The following is a 16,953-nucleotide window of genomic DNA, read 5'->3' on the forward strand; positions in this document are numbered from 1 at the left end:
TTGATCTGGCCGGTTTACGCACCCGTGGGTTTTCAGCCGGCGCCGTCTGTTGAAACCCTGTCGATCTGATCGCTCGCTGCTGCGCATGATCAGAAGAAGGAGGGCGCGTTTCCTTGTTAGAAAAACAACGCGAAGTTTAAAGGAAACCGCGATGTCAAAGCGCCATAGCGTTAAATACAAAATCGACCGCCGGATGGGCGAGAACATCTGGGGCCGTCCGAAGAGCCCGGTCAACCGTCGTGAGTACGGCCCAGGCCAGCACGGTCAGCGCCGTAAAGGCAAACTGTCCGACTTCGGTGTTCAGCTGCGCGCAAAGCAGAAGCTGAAAGGCTACTACGGCAACATCTCCGAGAAACAGTTCCGCAAGGTCTATGCAGAAGCGTCCCGTCTGAAAGGCGATACCTCTGAGAACCTGATCGGTCTGCTGGAGCGCCGTCTCGACGCCGTCGTTTACCGTGCGAAGTTCGTACCGACCGTTTTCGCTGCCCGTCAGTTCATCAACCACGGTCACGTCAAGGTCAACGGCAAGCGCGTCAACATCCCGAGCTACCAGCTGCGTCCGGGTGACGTGATTGAAGTTCGTGAACGGTCCAAGCAACTCGCTATCGTTCTGGAAGCTGTCCAGTCCGCTGAGCGTGACGTGCCGGACTATGTCGATGCAGACCATGCAAAAATGACTGCAACTTACTCCCGCGTTCCGGCTTTCTCAGATGTACCGTACCCGGTGCAGATGGAACCGAACCTGGTGGTCGAGTTCTATTCGCGCTAAACCTAGCGCCGAATACAAAACACCTAAGGGCTGCTTTCGGGCAGCCCTTTTTCTTTGTGGCGGATAATTGTTTTCCAAAGCATGGCGGTTCGATCGATTTGTACCGATCGGTAGGGCCGTGTTTTGCGAAAACGTATTCGTTCGATTACGGACCTTGACGGCTCTCCGTGAAAAAGAAAATCTGATGCCTGAATTGAGCGGCCTAATCCCCAATGGCAGCAGGCCGCGAATTTTCATTCGGTTTCACCGGACGAGGCATTGAATGGTATTTCGCTTCTTTCTTTTCATCGCAATTGTCTTGTGGTCAGGGCAATTGTCAGCGCGAACCATTGTCAATGTTGGTTTGACATCGATTCAACCCCCACTGGTCTTCAGCGGGAGCGAAGAACGTGGTCTGATCTACGATGTTTTGGCCGCCCTTAACGATCATCAGGACGACTTCACTTTCACGCCGAGCCTCGTTCCAGCCAAGCGATTGCTTGCCAATCATCAGACAGATGATTTTCATCTTATCGCCTACAATGACGTCCTTTGGGGATGGGCGCAGCGTGGTGGCAAGCCAAGTGTCAATCTCACCAATGGCAAGGATCTGTTTTTTCAGCTGAAAGGCATGACCCAAACGACGGAAGCCACCGCGCAGATCGGTGCCGTGATGGGGTTTCACTATGCATTTTCAGACTTTGATGCTGAAAAACTCGGATCGATGCCGAATGTAAGCCTTGTCAGTAATGAAAGTGGTGTGCTCAAGCTCGTCGAATATGGCCGCGTTGACAAAGGCATTGCGAGCGAAACGTTTCTCAATTGGGTTTCGGTATCCGAGCCAGAAGTTTACGCCAAACTGCAGATATTCGCTGACCAGCCGGACCACACCTACAATCGGCAATTCGTCGTTTTTCCCTACGCTCCGATCACCGTTGAGCAACTGAATATCTATTTGCGTGGGTTGAAAGCTTCCGGTGTTCTCGGCGAAATTTATGCCAAATACGGAATTGAGATTCCGGACTTTTGACCTTCTTTTTGCGCTGGGTCTTATGCAGTTACGTCCCCGCCACGGTGGCGGGGATGTATTTTCAAGGGCGCCGTGGAGAGACGGTTTAGTGGGCCACCATTTCTTCCACAATCTGCTGACCGGTCAGCTCAGCTGGGTAGTAGGTTGGCCAGTTGGTCACTTCTTTCAAAAGGGCTGCCCGATCGTCTCCCCAGTAAAGGTGGTAGTGATCTGCTGCTGCCGGTGAAATTTTGTGGTCGCTGAACTGGATGTACTCCGGCGCACTTTCATCGCCTGACACTTTTTGGAAGATGTAGCGAACACCACGATTGCCCTTTTTGTAGGTCAGGATTTCGTAACCGTCATAGGTATAGGCGCCGCTAGCGGTTCCGCTGTCTTTGACAAAGCGGACGATATCTCCGTCAATGACTATGGAATCGACGTCGGTCTTGTAGCCGATCAGGTAATAGTCCTTGTACTCACCGGCAGTTTTTGTGCCGTGTTCGGCCTTGTGGTCCATGACCGGGTCCAGTGTCCCTTCAGTCAGATACGGATAGACCGATTGCCAATTTCCCGCCCAATCGGAGAGGGACCGGTTCTCAATCTGATCATCCTCAAAGTAGCCTTTGTAGATTTCTGACTTCTTGGAATGGGACCCGTGAGAGTGACTGTGAGTGTGGTCTTTTGATTGCGCCTTTTCGCTAGCTGCGACAGGCGCAGCAGCGAAAAGAGTCAGAGCCAAACCCAACTTGAGAGCAGTTGCTTGGAGAAGACCTGCAGACGAATGAAACTTCACGATAAACCTCTTTTTACAAGATATGTAATGTTATTACATAACATATAAACCACTAGTCATTTATGACAGGTCTGGCAACCGAGAAATTGGGCCAAGACTGGGGTGGTCGATGATGGAGGGGAATAATCCGCCCAGAGTTCTTGGCCTTGAGACCGCAATCCGGTATGTCAGCCGTCAATTGTTTCCGGACAGGGTCCCAGGGCATCAGATCATGAACGACATTGCCGACAGCACGAACATCGACGTTCCAGCGCTCTTGCGCAAAGCGCCGTCGAGCGTTGAGTTCAAGAAACTGCGCAAGCGGCTTCTGCGCCAGGCCCGTGAAGCCATCAGCGATTTCGGGATGGTGCCGGAGGTGGCATCGGAGACCAGCCGGCCAAAGTGGCTGGTCTGTCTGTCCGGTGGCAAGGACAGCTACACGCTCCTGGCGGTTTTGATCGAGCTGAAGTGGCGCGGGCTGCTGCCGGTAGATCTGGTCGCCTGCAATCTCGACCAGGCCCAGCCGGGTTTTCCGCCGGAGATCCTGCCGAAGTTCTTTGAAGACAACGGCATCGACCACATCATCGTGCGCGAGGACACCTATTCTATTGTCACCGACAAGATCCCGGAGCATCGAACCTATTGTTCGCTGTGCTCGCGTTTGCGCCGGGGCATTCTCTACCGCGTGGCACGGGAGCAGGGCTGTGAGGCCATCGTCCTCGGTCACCACCGCGACGATATTCTTGAAACGTTTTTCATGAACCTGTTTCATGGCGGGCGGCTCGCGTCGATGCCGCCCAAGCTGATCAACGATGAAGGCGATCTTCTGGTTTTGCGCCCGCTTGCCTATGCGGCGGAGCGCGACATCCAAAAGTTTTCCGACGGCATGGAGTTCCCGATCATCCCGTGCAACTTGTGTGGCTCCCAAGACGGTCTGCAGCGTGAGGAAGTCAAACGCATGCTCCAAGCCTGGGAAAGAGAAACCCCGGGCCGTCTGGGTGTTATGGCCCGCGCGCTCGGCCACACCCGGCCATCGCATCTGCTTGATCGTAAGCTCTATGACTTTGTGAATTTGCGCCCACAGGAAGGCGCCGGGGAAGAGAGCAGCGGTGAAGCGGAAGAGCCGTGCGGGGCGAGTCTTGCCATGACCGCCAAGCTCTTTGCAGCTGAGTAACCGAAACAAACCTGCCTGCGGACCCGAATCGCTGGATTGCTGGACATTGCTCCGGTGCGTTTCTATCTTTCCGGCATGACAGCGCGCCCGCAATTAACGTCGAACGACTACACCATCGTGGTGGAGCCACTTGCTGGGGAAACCGTTGCGTCACTTGGTGGTGAGGTTTTAGCGCTCTCCACTCGTGCCCGGGTGATGTATGAAACGCGTTTGCCGCCGGTGGTCTATTTTCCAGAAGAAGACATTGTTGCCAAACTGGAACCGGCCTCAGAGCACAGGACGTTCTGCCCTTTCAAGGGTACGGCTTCTTACAGTCATGTCCACGTGGGCGCTCGCGTTCTGGAAAACGGGGCCTGGCGGTATCCCAATGCCTTGCCGGAAGGACAGGCCGTGGACGGATGCCTTGCTTTCATGCCGGCAGACGGGTTGCAGGTGACCCAGAACGGATCGGCGATCGACACGATCCTTGGCGGCAATATTTCAGGCCCGACCGTAGACTGGCTTTTGCGCGAGGCCTGGACGGCCAAGTCTCCTGAAGAATTGTTGGCCGCGCTGGGCAAGCGGCTGGTCGCTGACGGCGTTGCAGTCTGGCGAATGAGTGTTCTCGTCTGGTCGCTCCATCCCATGATCGCCGGCCGGCATATTATCTGGAACCGGGAGGGGGATACGATCGATAGCCGGCAACCTTCCTATGAGCTCATGGAAAGCCCGATCTTTCAGGAAAGCCCGCTCAGGCATGTGGCTGATGGGCTGGGCGGCATCCGGCAAAAGCTCGACACCAACCCGGACGAGTTCAGCTTTCCGGTGATGGAGGATTTCCGCAAACAAGGCGTGACGGATTATGTCGCCATGCCGTTGCCGTTTTCGGACGGCCGCGTCAATGTTTTGACCCTTGCCAGCGATCATCCGAACGGCTTTACGACCGCCAATCTCGGACTGGTTTTTGAATGCTCGGCCCTGATCAGCCGCCTGTTCGAGGTGTTCGCGCTCACATCCAATGCGACCTCCCTGCTCGAGACGTATCTGGGCAAAAGGACCGGAGCCCGCGTTCTTGGCGGGGAGATTCGGCGCGGAGATGGCGATGTAATTGACGCAGCGATCCTGTTTTGCGACCTGCGGCACTCCACCCGGCTTGAAACAGAGCTTGGCCGGGAAGCTTATGTGCGGGAGCTCAACCGGTTTTTTGAAGTCGCCACCGACATTGTGAATGCTCATGAGGGCGAGGTCCTGAAATTTATCGGGGATGCGGTGCTGGCGATCTTTCAGGCCAGTCAGGGCAATCAAAGGGCCTGTGCTCAAGCGGTTGAAAGCGCGGAACAGATTGTCGAGAAACTGGCCGATGTCGCGGGGACCGACCATCATCCGCTCACCTCTGCGATCGGCATCGCGTATGGTGAGGTCACTTACGGCAATGTCGGGTCGCGGGAGCGGCTCGATTTCACGGTCATCGGAAGCGCTGCCAACATCGCCGCGAGGCTTGGGGAGTATGGCAAGATCGGCGGCCATGCCGTTGTAATGTCTCGGGAAGTTGCCGATGCGACTGCTAAGCCGATGGACCGGCTGGGCGCGCTTGACCTTCATAATGTCCAGGAAGATGTCGAAGCGTTTGCGCATACCGTCTCGGGAGCGCAGTCCACGTCTGAAAGCGGTTATTGAACCTTCGGGTTGCCTGCGAAACCGCCAACTGGCTGGTTGCGCACCAGGATCACCAGCCCTTCTTTGCTTGGCTCAGCATCCTTCAAGGCAACGCCGCCGTAGTTTTCGCAAAGTTCATCGGCGCTCTTGGTGCGGGAAGGGGTGAACATGGTGAGGGCCTGGCATTCGACCCGGCGCAATTCACTGTCTTGCGGAGTGGGCATCACCAACTCGAAAGTCAATCCTGCGCCGATCACTGCGGCCACTGCGACGGTTGCGTAAGCAAACTTGTTCATAGTCCCCGTTCCCATGTCCTGGCCCCGGATCACGTGGGGCGCTGAGGTATGGACGGAGAATGGCGGAACGCACCTTTACTCACCCTGAATCCGGCATTCACCTTGCGTTCATGTTAGGCGATTCGGCAATTTTTGCCGAATAACGCCGGCGTTTCAGGGGATATCTGAAACGCTAAACATGGGATAAACGGAAATTAAGAGCGTTTGTGGTGGCCGAAAGCAAGCAGCTATTCGGCAGCCAATCCGTAATTGGGTGCCGGTCTTCCTTCTGTCAGGCCTTGCACTTTTTCGACAATGGCTGCCGCGTCCAGACCGTGGTGCCGGTAGAGATCGCCGATGGTGCCGGTCTGGCCGAAGTGCTCCACGCCCAGCGGGATCGTCTGGTGACCGCCCACCGCCCCAATCCAGGACAGCGTTGCCGGATGCCCGTCGATTACCGTGATGACCTTGCAGTGCCGGGGCAGGCCGGACATCAGGGTTTCGATGTGCGATGTGGCCGCTTTGTTGCCGCGGGAGCGGGCGCGCTGGGCTGCAGTCCAACCGGCATTCAGCCTGTCGGCTGATGTGATTGCGAGAACCCCGACGTCCCGGCGCGCTTCACCGATCATGCCGGCCGCACGGATCGCTTCGGGCGCGACCGCACCCTGGTAGGCAATGACGACATCGCAGTTCGGACCGGGCTTGCGCAGCCAGTAGGCCCCGTCAATGGCTCCTTGCCGGAAGTCTTCATCGACCCGCTTGCCCGGTTGCTCGATCGGGTTGGTGGTCAAACGTAGATAAACAGATCCACCGGTCTCGTCACGCAGCCATGTGCGCTCATCCGGTTGGCCATCGCCATCGCGCTGAACGTATTCGAAGGCCCATTGCATGATAACGGCAAGCTCATCCGCAAAGGCCGGTTCAAAGGCTGCCAGACCATCCTGGCTCATGCCGATGAGGGGCGTGCCGACCGACTGGTGCGCGCCGCCTTCCGGCGCCAGCGTGACGCCGGAGGGCGTACCGACCAGAATGAAGCGGGCGTCCTGATAACAGGCGTAGTTCAAGGCATCGAGACCGCGGCAGACGAAGGGGTCGTAGACGGTCCCAATTGGAATGAGGCGTTTGCCGAATAGGGAATGCGACAGACCAGCTGCGCCTAAGAGCAGCATCAGGTTCATCTCGGCAATGCCAAGCTCAATGTGCTGGCCGTCTGGCGTAAACTCCCATTTGGCCGTGGACGGGATCCGGTGCTCGATGAACGCGTCCGCCTGCGCGGCGCGGGCAAAGAGCTTGCGCCGGTTGACCCAGGCGCCCAGGCTTGTGGTCCCGGTGACATCCGGCGATGTGGTCACGATCCGCTCTGCCAGCGCGCTGTCACCTTTGGAAAGATCATCGAGGATCTTGCCGAACGCTGCCTGCGTTGATGTCGACTTCGCCGTGTCGAGGGAGATATCCGGCACACTCAGCTTGGCGTCGGCAAACCGGCGCGTGCCACGGGCAAAGAACGGGACGTCTTGCAGAAAAGCCTGCAGATCTTCTGGATGATCAACGGCTGCGAAGGGCTCCCACTCGGCGCCTTCCGGAACACCCATATGAGCCTGCCAATCGGCGAACTGGGCCTTGTTCATCAGGCCGCCGTGATTGTCCTTGTGCCCGGCAATCGGCGTGCCCCACCCTTTGATCGTGTAGGCGAGGAAGCAGGTCGGACGGTCGTGGGCGATCGACGCGAAGGTTTCAGCCATCGTCTCTACGCAATTGCCGCCGAGGTTCTCCATCAGTGCTGCCAGTTCGGTATCACTCCGGCGGTCGATCAAGGCACTGACATCGCCTTGGTCGCCGAGGTCGTCCATCAGGCGTTTGCGCCAAACCGCGCCGCCCATGAAGGTAAGGGCGGCATACTCCTGGTTCGGACAGGCATCGATCCAGCTTCTGAGTTTGTCGCCGCCCGGTTCCTCAAACGCCGCACGCTGCAAAGCTCCGTACTTGACACGGACGACGTCCCAGCCGAAGGCGTCGAAGATCTTTTCAACGCGCTCGAACAGGCCTTCGCGGACGATGCCATCGAGCGATTGCCGGTTGTAGTCAATCACCCACCAGGTGTTGCGCAGATCGTTCTTCCAGCCTTCCTGAAGCGCTTCGTAGACATTGCCCTCGTCGAGTTCGGCATCCCCCACGAGCGCCACCATGCGGCCGAGTGGCTGGTCGCCCGCCCAATCTTTGGCTGCGATAAAATCCTGAACCAGAGAGGCAAAGGAGGTGATGGCAACGCCAAGGCCGACGGAACCGGTTGAAAAGTCGACATCGTCGACATCCTTGGTGCGGGATGGATAACTCTGCACGCCGCCGTAGCCCCGGAAATTCTCCATGTTCTCGCGGGTCTGATTGCCCATCAGATACTGGATCGCATGGAACACGGGCGAGGCGTGCGGTTTGACGGCGACCCGGTCTTCCGGGCGGAGCGCGGAGAAGTAGAGGGCCGTCATGATCGAGACCATCGACGCTGATGAGGCCTGGTGTCCGCCGATCTTGATGCCATCGACCTTTGGCCGGATGTGGTTTGCGTGATGGATCATCCAGTGCGACAACCACAAGAGGCGCTGTTCAATGGTCTTCAGATGGGTGGTTTTCATTCTGCCAAACTCCCGCAAAGGCATGCCGTAGCGCAAATATAGCGCGATACCTCAGTTGGTTTCTTGCGATCTCTCGCCACATCAGGCTATCTGTTGCCGGTTATCACTATGGATTTGGGTAAATTTGGTGACTTCCGGCGCGCTTGATGCATTTGATATTCAGATCCTGCGCGAATTGCGCAGGGATGGCCGTATTTCGATACAGGACCTTTCAGAGCGGATCGGGCTGAGTGCAACACCCGTTGCCCGCCGGCTGCGACAGCTCGAAGATCAGGGCATCATCACCGGATATTGCGCGCTGATCGACGAGATGAAGCTCGGCTATGAAGTGTCCGTCTTCGTCTCCGTGCAGCTGGACAAGCAGGTCGATGCGGCGCTCGATCAGTTCGAAGCCGCCATTCAGGCTTTCCCGGAGGTTGTCGATTGCTGGCTGATGACTGGCAACCGGGACTATCTCCTGCGGGTGGCGACCACTGGACTGGCCGCCTTTGAAGCGTTTTTGACCGGCAAGCTCACAAAGGTGCCCGGAGTTGCCAATATCGAAAGCTCCATCCCGCTCAGAAGGGTTAAATCCGGCGTTGCGCGAACACCTTAAGCCTTAAGCGGCCATAGATGCAGGAACACCTGACAGCGCCTGGTCAAGATCCGTCAGGATGTCCTCAATGTCCTCCAGGCCAACGGACAAACGAATAAGACCATCTGTAATGCCATGTTCGGCTCGCTCCTCGGGCGTGTAGGTCGAGTGCGTCATGGTCGCCGGATGCTGGATCAGGGTTTCCGCATCGCCCAGGGACACGGCGCGTCCGATCATCTGCAAGCGGTTCATCATGGACCGCCCGGCTTCCAGCCCGCCTTTCAGCTCAAACGCGATCATGGCGCCCGGTTTGGCCATCTGCTGCCTGGCAAGATCATGTTGGGCGAAGCTTTCCAGCCCCGGGAAGTAAACCTCTCCGACAGCAGGGTGCGCTTCCAGCCACTCGGCGACCGGCTGGGCGGAGGCGCAGTGGCGGTCCATGCGCAGGGCCAAGGTTTTCAGGCCGCGCAGGATCAGCATGGCATTGAACGGGGCCATGACGGCGCCGGTCATGTCTTTCATGCCGACAAGCCGGATTTCCTGAACCTGTTCGGCCCGGCCAGCGATCAAACCGGCGACCACATCGCCGTGCCCGCCGAGATATTTGGTGGCCGAATGCAGCACAAGATCCGCGCCAAGCTCGATCGGGCGGGTGAGGTAGGGCGTCGCATAGGTGTTGTCGACAACCACGGTGGCACCCGCCTAATGGGCGATCTTGGAGACAGCCGCAATATCCACGAGGCGCATGTTCGGATTGGCCGGGGTTTCGAAATAGACGACCCGCGTCTTGCCGCTAATCGCCGGGATCAGGTTGTCTGGCTCGGTCAGGTCGACATGGGTGACCGTGATGCCGAATTTGGACAGGCCATGATGCATGTAGGCAAAGGTGCAGCCATAGAGCGTCTTGTCGACGATGATTTCATCGCCCGGCGACAGCAGCGTCCACAGGGCCGCGGTGATCGCGCCCATGCCGGATGAGAGCGCCAGCCCGGCTTCCGCGCCTTCCAGCAGTGCAATCCGGCGCTCCAGAAGGTCCAGCGTCGGGTTGGAAATGCGCGAATAGATATGACCGGCGCGCTCGCCTGCAAACATCTCGCCACCCGCTTCCGCGCTTTCGAACGCGAAGGTCGAGGTCAGGTGCAGCGGCGGGGTCAGTGCACCCTCGTTCTGCAGCGGATCATAGGCGTGGTGGATGGCGCGGGTGGCAAAGCCCTTGAGATGATCGGTCATAAAAGTCCCCTCGTTGAATTGAAGACATGATGGGCCGAGGGCGATGGCAATAGATTTCAAATTATGCCATCAAGGGATTAGTTATTGGCATAATCTGCTAACAAGGCCTCGAAATGGACTCGAAAGACCGGCAAATCATCCGTGCACTGCAACAAAATGGCCGCATGACCAACCAGGAACTGGCCGCCAAGGTGAACCTGTCGCCGTCGCCGTGTTTGCGCCGGGTGAAGATCCTGGAGGCGAGCGGGGCGATCAAGGGCTATACGGCCGAGGTTGACCCGAAGGCTTACGGCCTGCCGGTAACCGTCTTCGTGCGCATCCGGCTGGAGCGGCACAATGCCGAAGACGTCCAGCATTTTGAAAGCCGGGTCATGGCGATGGACGAGGTTTTGGAATGTGTCGTGATGACGGGGGCCACCGACTACCAGCTGCGGGTCGTCGTCTCAGGGCTCGATGCCTATGAGGACTTCATCCGCCACCGCATCCACCCCATAGGTTGCATCGCCTCGATCGATTCCAGCTTCGTCTATGGCTTTGTGAAGAAAACGGGCGTCTTTCCGCGGGTGGATTGATTCCAAGGGGCTTTGGACAAGGGGGAAATCCCGAACACTGCGGATTACGGAGATAATCCAAGGTCGCCGCTTGCACTCCTCTCCCCCCTTGAGGGGGAGATGTCCGAACATGCGGACAGAGGGGGGGATAACCTGTGCCAAACAACAAAAAACGAAAAATATGATTGGCTTATACCCCCTCTGTCTCCTGCCGGAGACATCTCCCCCTCAAGGGGGGAGAAGGGAATATGAGGCAACGTCCTATTCGCGTGGAAAGTTACATCTCCCCATGGGAGAGGTCGGTGCTTGCGCCGGATGAGGGGCAGAGGTTTTTTGGATATCCGAGGTTTGCCCCCCTCTCCCAGTGGGAGAGGGGGCGTGTACCAAAGGCGAGAGCCTAGCTACCATAGAGAGGTGGCCACGGCGCAGGGACTTGCCGGCTCTTAAGACCCGGCCGCCAGGATTTTCGGCACCTTGTTGGGGCGCAGGCGGTGGGCGTCGGGCATGCCGGAGCCGAGAAGCGGGCGCAGGTACATGCGGAATTCATCGGTGACATCATTGCCGGCGGCGGAGATGAACGCATCGGGCATGGTGCGGGTTTTCCCGGCCACGGCTTCCAGCGGCACCAGCTCATAATCGACCGAGTAATGGCCGGCGCGCTTGATGGTCACCGAGCCGTCGCGGTCGCCGAACATGCCGTATTGCACCGCCTTTTCGCCGACTTCGCGGGCTTCATGCTGGTCGACATCGGAGACACAGCCGACAAAACTGCGCTGGATATAGCCGAGCGTGTCGCCCCGGACCCGCGTGACGTTGAGCGCGTCCTTGACCTTCTGCGTCAAAAGATCGGCGAGCGCGCCGCTGCCCGACAGTTGCACATTGCCGTGCGCGTCCCGTTCGATTTCCTGGGAAAGCTTGGAGATGATCGGCTCGCCGGACGCATCATGAATGCCTTCGCTGACCGCAACAACGCAGCGGCCAAGGCGGTTGTAGACCTCGCGGACTTCCCTGATGAACTGATCGATGTCGAAGGTGCGCTCCGGCATATAGATGAGATGCGGCCCGTCGTCGGAGAATTTCTTGCCCAAAGCCGAGGCGGCGGTCAAAAAACCGGCATGGCGGCCCATGACCACCCCGATATAGATGCCGGGCAGGGCGGCGTTGTCGAGATTGATGCCCATGAAGGCCTGGGACACGTAGCGCGCAGCGGATGGAAAGCCCGGCGTGTGGTCGTTCTCGACCAGGTCGTTGTCGATGGTTTTGGGAATGTGGATGCAGCGCAGATCGTAGCCGGCCTTGCGCGCCTCATCGTTGACGATGCGCACGGTGTCGGAGGAATCGTTGCCGCCGGTGTAAAAGAAATAGCCGATCTCATGGGCGCGCAGCACCTTGAAGATCTCCTGGCAGTATTTCAGATCCGGCTTGTCGCGGGTCGAGCCGAGCGCGGAGGACGGGGTGTTGGCGACCATCTCCAGATTGTGGGTGGTCTCCTGGGTGAGATCGTAAAAATTCTCGTCCAGGATGCCGCGCACGCCGTGCACCGCGCCGTAGATCAGCTCCACGCTGCGGAATTTGCGGCTTTCCAGCACCGCCCCGACCATGGATTGATTGATAACCGCGGTCGGCCCGCCCCCTTGCGCGACCAGCACCTTGCCGTGAAACATCGAGATGTCCTTTTAGTTTTTCAGGGCCCTAATTGGCATTTTTGGTGGGGACCGGACAAGGGGTTTGTTGGGGGAGTGGGGAGGGACTGCTTTGCGCAGCAAACAGTTCGTTCGAGTGTTCTTAGTTGAGTTCGTAAAGAGGCCGTTCTTTGAGGGAGGGAGAGAAGGACCGATTTGGGCGGACAGCAGACGTTCGCTGTACTCTGCACATTAGTCCGCAGAGCGGACGCAATGGTCTTTCAAAGTCAGATCCCGAACATCGGGTATCGCTTCATTTAAGCTTTACCGCGACAACGGTCGCACCAAATGGAGGAGTTGATCAATCGTCTCGGTCAAATGGTGTGGGTTTCCAGTGGCGCGCGAGACCATCATGGCTCCTTCCATGCTGGACACAAACGTCCTCGCGAATGCGATTGGATCAAGGTCGGGTCTGATCTCGCCATTTTTCTGTCCTGTTTGGAGGACCGTACTTAGCCATTCATGATGCCCCAGAAAGAACCGTTCGACTTCGGCTTTGACCGACGGCGGGAGCGTCGCGGCATCCGTTGCGAGAACACCGCCCAGACAGACACTTCCAGTGTCTTTGAACATGGCAACAAACAGGTTGCCGTAGGCGGTGAGGAGCGCGGGTGCATCGGGTGCGGACAAATCCGCCAAAGCCCTTAAGCACCACTCCCGGTAATCCTTTGCAACGGCCTCGGCCAAATCCGCCTTGGTCGGGAAATGGTAATGAATGCTCGCGCTCTTGATGCCCACGCCGGCGGCAACGTCGCGGAAACTAAACCCATTATAACCCCGCTCCATCATAACTCTGCGGGTTACGAGCAGTATTTCGGAGGCTTTTTCGTTTCCCATCAATCCGTCAGCCCAATACCTCTATCAAGTACTTGATAGGGGCTTGATCGGTGCAGGGTCAAGCGCCTATGAATTTGCCTATCAAGTACTTGATAGGTTATCTGAGTGTCGATGGAACGATCAACTATCGAAACGTTCGCGATGGTGTCAGTCGCAGCGGCAGGTGTTGCATGGGGCATTTTCTGGATCCCATTGAGAGCGCTAGATGATGCAGGGTTCGTCGGAGCCTGGGCCGTTGTCGTCTTCTACGTGCTGCCCGCGCTTCTGCTCTTGCCCATCATTTTCCTTCGCCGTCGTCAAATCTTGGACGGTGGCTGGCCTTTGCAAGTTGCTGGAATACTCGCGGGTGTAGCACTCGTTTGCTATGCCGGAGCCCTCATCTTCACCGAGGTGGTCCGAGCAACGCTGTTTTTCTATCTGACACCGATCTGGAGCACATTGTTGGCTTGGCTCGTGCTGAGGGAGCCCGTTACAATGCCCCGTTGGGCAACCATCGGCTTGGGGTTGCTAGGGCTCTTGATCATCGTGAGAGCCGACACAGAGATCAGCGGTGGTCTTAGCGCTGGCGACTGGATGGGGATTGCCGGGGGGCTCATCTGGGCCGCCGCAGCGGTGGTCATGAAATCAGACCAGGACGGAAACGGGATCGACTTCACGCTGTCCTATTTTGCGTGGGGAAGTGTCGCTTCGCTCCTTTTGCTCATCGTCCCGTTGGAGGGCACTGGGCCAATGCCGGATTGGGAAACGATGCGAAGCGTTTTGCTTTGGATGGTCCCCGTGGCACTCCTTTTGGTAATTCCTCCCGCATTCGCGATAATGTGGGGCGCGACGGTTCTTAGCCCCGGTCTGATCGCGATCCTTTTCATGACCGAAATCAGCGCTGCCGCAATTACGGCTGCACTCTGGGCAGGCGAACCATTTGGATTAAGGGAATTGTCAGGGGTGATTTTGATTTCTGCTGCCGGAATCTTTGAGCCGGTTTTAAACTGGCACCGCAATAGACCCTGAAACATCAGACATCCGAGTAAACCGTAGCGATCTGTGGTGAGAGCCCGCTTCGGTCTTTTGCTGCGCTTTGCACAAATGACGGCTATGAGCCGAAATCTACAGTTCCCCTACCGGGCCTACTTCTGCCGTATAGATCGATCTGAAACGAAACGGCGTTGCGCCGAGTTTGCCTTCCGCCACGCGATCAAAAAAGAACGCGCAAACGACTCTCCGACTGCCCACCACAACCTCCGCTGTCATCCCGCACTTGATGCAGGATCCATGCCGTGAGCGGTCCATTCGATCAGTCTTGCGTGGGGCGAGGAAACGGATTGGATCCTCGGGTCAAGCCCGAGGATGACGGAGAGAGGGGAGAAGCGCGTTGCCGACCGTCCCGCCGGCGTCATCCCGGGCGAGCATTGCGAGACCCGGGACCCACTCGCGGGGCTGCTTGCTGAAACGGTTGGTTTTGACTGTTCCGGCGGCTAAGGTCTTTGGATAGCTGGCGCTCTGGGAACGAGTGGATCCCGGCTCTGCGCTGCGCTTGGCCGGGATGACCTTCCATATGCCAAAGGGGCTGTTGCAAGGTCAGGGGCGCAACGAACAAAAAAGGGGGCAGAAAACTGCCCCTGAGCGTGATGACAAACCTCATACCTCTCAATAGTCACCCTCGGCCTTGTGCCGAGGGTCCATACTTTTCAATAGGTTATGGATGTTCGGAACAAGTCCGAACATGACGCAGGAGGAATTAACGGACTTTGTCGGCAGTCTGAGGGGCAGAAAACCGCCCCTTTCACACTCATCTCAAAAAATACTCAGCCCAAGTCCCGGAAAACTCACGCCGGGACGGAGGGGTATTTCATGCCGGCGACTTCCTGCATCAGGCGGATGACCTGGGTGCTGTAGCCGGCTTCATTGTCGTACCAGACGTAAAGCACCAGACGATCGCCATCGACGATGGTGGCCTGGCTGTCGACGACGCCGGCGTGGATGGAGCCGACGAGATCGGACGAGACCAGTTCGGTGGAGGCCGTGTAGTCGATCTGGTCCTGCAGCGGCGACTGGATCGAGACCTGGCGCAGGTAGTCGTTCATTTCCTCAGCTGATGTCTCGCGTTTGAGATTGAGGTTGAGGATCGCCATGGAGACGTTCGGGATCGGCACACGGACCGCGTTGCCGGTCAGTTTGCCCTTCATCTCCGGCAGACACTTAGCCACCGCGCTGGCAGCGCCCGTGCTGGTCAGAACCATGTTGAGCGGGGCGGCACGGCCGCGGCGGTCGCCCTTGTGGTAGTTGTCGATCAGGTTCTGGTCGTTGGTGAAGGCGTGGATGGTTTCCACGTGGCCGTTCTCGATGCCGAACTCGTCGTTGATCACCTTCAGGACCGGCGTGATCGCGTTGGTGGTGCAGGACGCCGCGCTCAGGATGTCGTCGTCCGGGGTGATGTCGCCCTGGTTGACGCCGTAAACGACGTTCTTGATGTTGCCCTTGCCTGGTGCGGTCAGGATCACTTTTGCGGCGCCCGGGCACTTCAGATGCTGGCCAAGGCCCTCTTCATCGCGCCACATGCCGGTGTTGTCGACCACCAGCGCATTCTTGATGCCGTATTTGGTATAGTCGACCTCCGCCGGAGAATTGGCGTAGATCACCTGAATGTAGTTGCCGTTGGCGATGATGGCGTTCTTGTCTTCATCGACTGTGATCGAGCCGCTGAAGGCGCCATGAACGGAATCGCGGCGCAGCAGGCTGGAGCGTTTCTTGAGATCGCCTTCCTTGCCGCCGCGCACGACGATGGCACGCAGGCGCATCTTGTTGCCGGCGCCAACGCGTTCGATCATCATGCGGGCCAGCAGGCGTCCAATGCGGCCGAAACCGTAAAGGACAACGTCCTGCGGTTCCTGCAGGATGGAGGTCTTGCCGGTGTTGATGCTGGCGAGCTGCTCTTCCACAAGGGTCTTGGCATCGCCGCCTTCGGTCATGTAGCGGTGGCACAGCTTGCCGAGGTCGACGCGGGAGGCGGCGAGATCCATTTCCAGCATCGCCTTGACGATCTCAAGGCTCTTGGCAACGTCCAGCTCCTGGCCGGTGATCTGCAGGGCGTAGCGGTGCGCCTTGATGATCTCGATGGCGGAGTTGTTGAGGAGCCGGCGGCCGAAAATCCGGATGTTGATGCCGTAGTCGCGGTAAAGGTGGCCAACCAGCGGGATCATCTGCTCAGCGGCGGATTGTTGTTCCTTCCAGTTATCGAAGTGATTATCCATAGCCGCCATGCCGACCAACTCCCTTTGGGTGATTAACGCACAATGATTGGCGGGTTTTCCCGCCTGCGCGTGCGGTTTATCGCTAGACCAAACGCAATGTCCAGACCCACTTTTTGTTTAATCGATTAGATGCAGAGGTGCCGATGCTGCCTGGGTGCCAGCGCTCGGAAAAAGGCAGGTCACAAAGAAAAAGGGGCGGAAAACCGCCCCTTCAAAACCCGTATGATTGAAGCTGCCGATCAGGCGCTTTGGGCTGTCTGGATGCCTTTGTCGCTCATCAGGCCCTGGAGTTCCTGGTTCTGGAACATCTCGCGGATGATGTCGCAGCCGCCGACGAACTCACCCTTCACATAAAGCTGCGGGATGGTCGGCCAGTTGGTGAATTCCTTGATGCCGTTGCGCAGCTCGTCATCTTCCAGAACGTTGATGCCTTTGTACGGCGCGCCGACATAGTCGAGGATCTGAACGACCTGACCTGAGAACCCGCACTGCGGGAAGTTCGGTGTGCCCTTCATGAACAGCACTACGTCGTTGGTGTCGACTTCGTTCTTGATCCACTCTTGGATGCTCATTTCACTTGTCCTT

At 57.8% G+C, this 16,953-nt stretch carries 14 protein-coding genes and 1 pseudogene; 7 read left to right on the forward strand and 8 right to left on the reverse strand.

The features are described 5' to 3' along the window. Positions 1 to 151: 151 nt before the first annotated feature. The gene (gene rpsD / locus ACQY4Z_RS20410) at positions 152 to 769 is read left to right on the forward strand and encodes a 30S ribosomal protein S4 (protein ID WP_133946670.1); all 618 of its coding nucleotides are present in this window, start codon (positions 152 to 154) and stop codon (positions 767 to 769) included. A gap of 262 nt (positions 770 to 1,031) precedes the next feature. Next, positions 1,032 to 1,778, forward strand: a complete 747-nt coding sequence (locus ACQY4Z_RS20415) for an ABC transporter substrate-binding protein (RefSeq protein ID WP_428524355.1) — start codon at positions 1,032 to 1,034, stop codon at positions 1,776 to 1,778. Positions 1,779 to 1,863: 85 nt separating this feature from the next. Here ACQY4Z_RS20415 and ACQY4Z_RS20420 read toward each other — a convergent pair whose 3' ends face one another. After that, the gene (locus ACQY4Z_RS20420; RefSeq protein WP_428524357.1) at positions 1,864 to 2,553 is read right to left on the reverse strand and encodes a ZinT family metal-binding protein; all 690 of its coding nucleotides are present in this window, start codon (positions 2,551 to 2,553) and stop codon (positions 1,864 to 1,866) included. Positions 2,554 to 2,764: 211 nt separating this feature from the next. On the opposite strand from ACQY4Z_RS20420, the gene ttcA reads away from it, so the two are divergent. Continuing rightward, entirely contained in the window at positions 2,765 to 3,706 is a 942-nt protein-coding gene (gene ttcA / locus ACQY4Z_RS20425; RefSeq protein ID WP_428529620.1) for a tRNA 2-thiocytidine(32) synthetase TtcA, read from the forward strand. A 54-nt stretch (positions 3,707 to 3,760) separates the two neighbouring features. Continuing rightward, positions 3,761 to 5,362 carry a DUF427 domain-containing protein gene (locus tag ACQY4Z_RS20430; RefSeq protein WP_428524359.1) on the forward strand — a complete coding sequence of 534 codons (1,602 nt, stop codon included), beginning with the start codon at positions 3,761 to 3,763 and terminating at the stop codon, positions 5,360 to 5,362. Here ACQY4Z_RS20430 and ACQY4Z_RS20435 read toward each other — a convergent pair. Both ACQY4Z_RS20435 and ACQY4Z_RS20440 read right to left on the reverse strand, forming a co-directional pair. Continuing rightward, positions 5,356 to 5,637 (reverse strand): antitermination protein, encoded by a 282-nt coding sequence (locus ACQY4Z_RS20435; protein ID WP_428524361.1) that lies wholly within the window; start codon positions 5,635 to 5,637, stop codon positions 5,356 to 5,358. The two genes, ACQY4Z_RS20430 and ACQY4Z_RS20435, sit on opposite strands and share 7 nt — an antisense overlap. Before the next feature lie 227 nt (positions 5,638 to 5,864). Beyond that, a complete protein-coding gene (locus ACQY4Z_RS20440; RefSeq protein ID WP_428524363.1) occupies positions 5,865 to 8,246 on the reverse strand; it encodes a 1-deoxy-D-xylulose-5-phosphate synthase N-terminal domain-containing protein in 2,382 nt (793 codons plus the stop codon). A 127-nt stretch (positions 8,247 to 8,373) separates the two neighbouring features. Between ACQY4Z_RS20440 and ACQY4Z_RS20445 the strand changes: the two genes are divergently transcribed. Then, positions 8,374 to 8,841: an Lrp/AsnC family transcriptional regulator gene (locus ACQY4Z_RS20445; RefSeq protein WP_306150079.1), complete on the forward strand. Its 468-nt coding sequence runs from the start codon at positions 8,374 to 8,376 to the stop codon at positions 8,839 to 8,841. A gap of 3 nt (positions 8,842 to 8,844) precedes the next feature. Here the strand turns inward: ACQY4Z_RS20445 and ACQY4Z_RS20450 are convergent. Next, positions 8,845 to 10,050: pseudogene (locus tag ACQY4Z_RS20450) on the reverse strand (methionine gamma-lyase). Between the two features lie 113 nt (positions 10,051 to 10,163). Here ACQY4Z_RS20450 and ACQY4Z_RS20455 point away from each other — a divergent pair. Next, positions 10,164 to 10,622: an Lrp/AsnC family transcriptional regulator gene (locus ACQY4Z_RS20455; protein ID WP_428524365.1), complete on the forward strand. Its 459-nt coding sequence runs from the start codon at positions 10,164 to 10,166 to the stop codon at positions 10,620 to 10,622. Between the two features lie 422 nt (positions 10,623 to 11,044). On the opposite strand, the gene ACQY4Z_RS20460 is transcribed toward ACQY4Z_RS20455, so the two are convergent. Continuing rightward, positions 11,045 to 12,265 (reverse strand): 6-phosphofructokinase, encoded by a 1,221-nt coding sequence (locus tag ACQY4Z_RS20460; RefSeq protein WP_428524367.1) that lies wholly within the window; start codon positions 12,263 to 12,265, stop codon positions 11,045 to 11,047. A 282-nt stretch (positions 12,266 to 12,547) separates the two neighbouring features. Next, a complete protein-coding gene (locus ACQY4Z_RS20465; protein WP_428524369.1) occupies positions 12,548 to 13,120 on the reverse strand; it encodes a TetR/AcrR family transcriptional regulator in 573 nt (190 codons plus the stop codon). Positions 13,121 to 13,231: 111 nt separating this feature from the next. On the opposite strand from ACQY4Z_RS20465, the gene ACQY4Z_RS20470 reads away from it, so the two are divergent. Further along, positions 13,232 to 14,128 carry a DMT family transporter gene (locus ACQY4Z_RS20470; RefSeq protein WP_428524371.1) on the forward strand — a complete coding sequence of 299 codons (897 nt, stop codon included), beginning with the start codon at positions 13,232 to 13,234 and terminating at the stop codon, positions 14,126 to 14,128. 815 nt (positions 14,129 to 14,943) lie between these two features. Here the strand turns inward: ACQY4Z_RS20470 and ACQY4Z_RS20475 are convergent. Next, entirely contained in the window at positions 14,944 to 16,377 is a 1,434-nt protein-coding gene (locus ACQY4Z_RS20475) for a glyceraldehyde-3-phosphate dehydrogenase (RefSeq protein ID WP_428524373.1), read from the reverse strand. Between the two features lie 230 nt (positions 16,378 to 16,607). Beyond that, a complete protein-coding gene (gene grxD, locus ACQY4Z_RS20480) occupies positions 16,608 to 16,940 on the reverse strand; it encodes a Grx4 family monothiol glutaredoxin (RefSeq protein ID WP_133946684.1) in 333 nt (110 codons plus the stop codon). Positions 16,941 to 16,953: the final 13 nt, after the last annotated feature.

The organism is Roseibium sp. (assembly GCF_965276855.1).
Taxonomy (GTDB): Bacteria; Pseudomonadota; Alphaproteobacteria; order Rhizobiales; family Stappiaceae; genus Roseibium.

Excerpts from the sequence above, each read along its gene's own strand:
- rpsD (WP_133946670.1), top strand. The coding sequence starts at position 152 with ATGTCAAAGCGCCATAGCGTTAAATACAAAATCGACCGCCGGATGGGC.
- ACQY4Z_RS20415 (WP_428524355.1), top strand. The coding sequence starts at position 1,032 with ATGGTATTTCGCTTCTTTCTTTTCATCGCAATTGTCTTGTGGTCAGGG.
- ttcA (WP_428529620.1), top strand. The coding sequence starts at position 2,765 with ATGAACGACATTGCCGACAGCACGAACATCGACGTTCCAGCGCTCTTG.
- ACQY4Z_RS20435 (WP_428524361.1), bottom strand. The coding sequence starts at position 5,637 with ATGAACAAGTTTGCTTACGCAACCGTCGCAGTGGCCGCAGTGATCGGC.
- ACQY4Z_RS20440 (WP_428524363.1), bottom strand. The coding sequence starts at position 8,246 with ATGAAAACCACCCATCTGAAGACCATTGAACAGCGCCTCTTGTGGTTG.
- ACQY4Z_RS20455 (WP_428524365.1), top strand. The coding sequence starts at position 10,164 with ATGGACTCGAAAGACCGGCAAATCATCCGTGCACTGCAACAAAATGGC.
- ACQY4Z_RS20460 (WP_428524367.1), bottom strand. The coding sequence starts at position 12,265 with ATGTTTCACGGCAAGGTGCTGGTCGCGCAAGGGGGCGGGCCGACCGCG.
- ACQY4Z_RS20465 (WP_428524369.1), bottom strand. The coding sequence starts at position 13,120 with ATGGGAAACGAAAAAGCCTCCGAAATACTGCTCGTAACCCGCAGAGTT.
- ACQY4Z_RS20470 (WP_428524371.1), top strand. The coding sequence starts at position 13,232 with ATGGAACGATCAACTATCGAAACGTTCGCGATGGTGTCAGTCGCAGCG.
- ACQY4Z_RS20475 (WP_428524373.1), bottom strand. The coding sequence starts at position 16,377 with ATGGCGGCTATGGATAATCACTTCGATAACTGGAAGGAACAACAATCC.
- grxD (WP_133946684.1), bottom strand. The coding sequence starts at position 16,940 with ATGAGCATCCAAGAGTGGATCAAGAACGAAGTCGACACCAACGACGTA.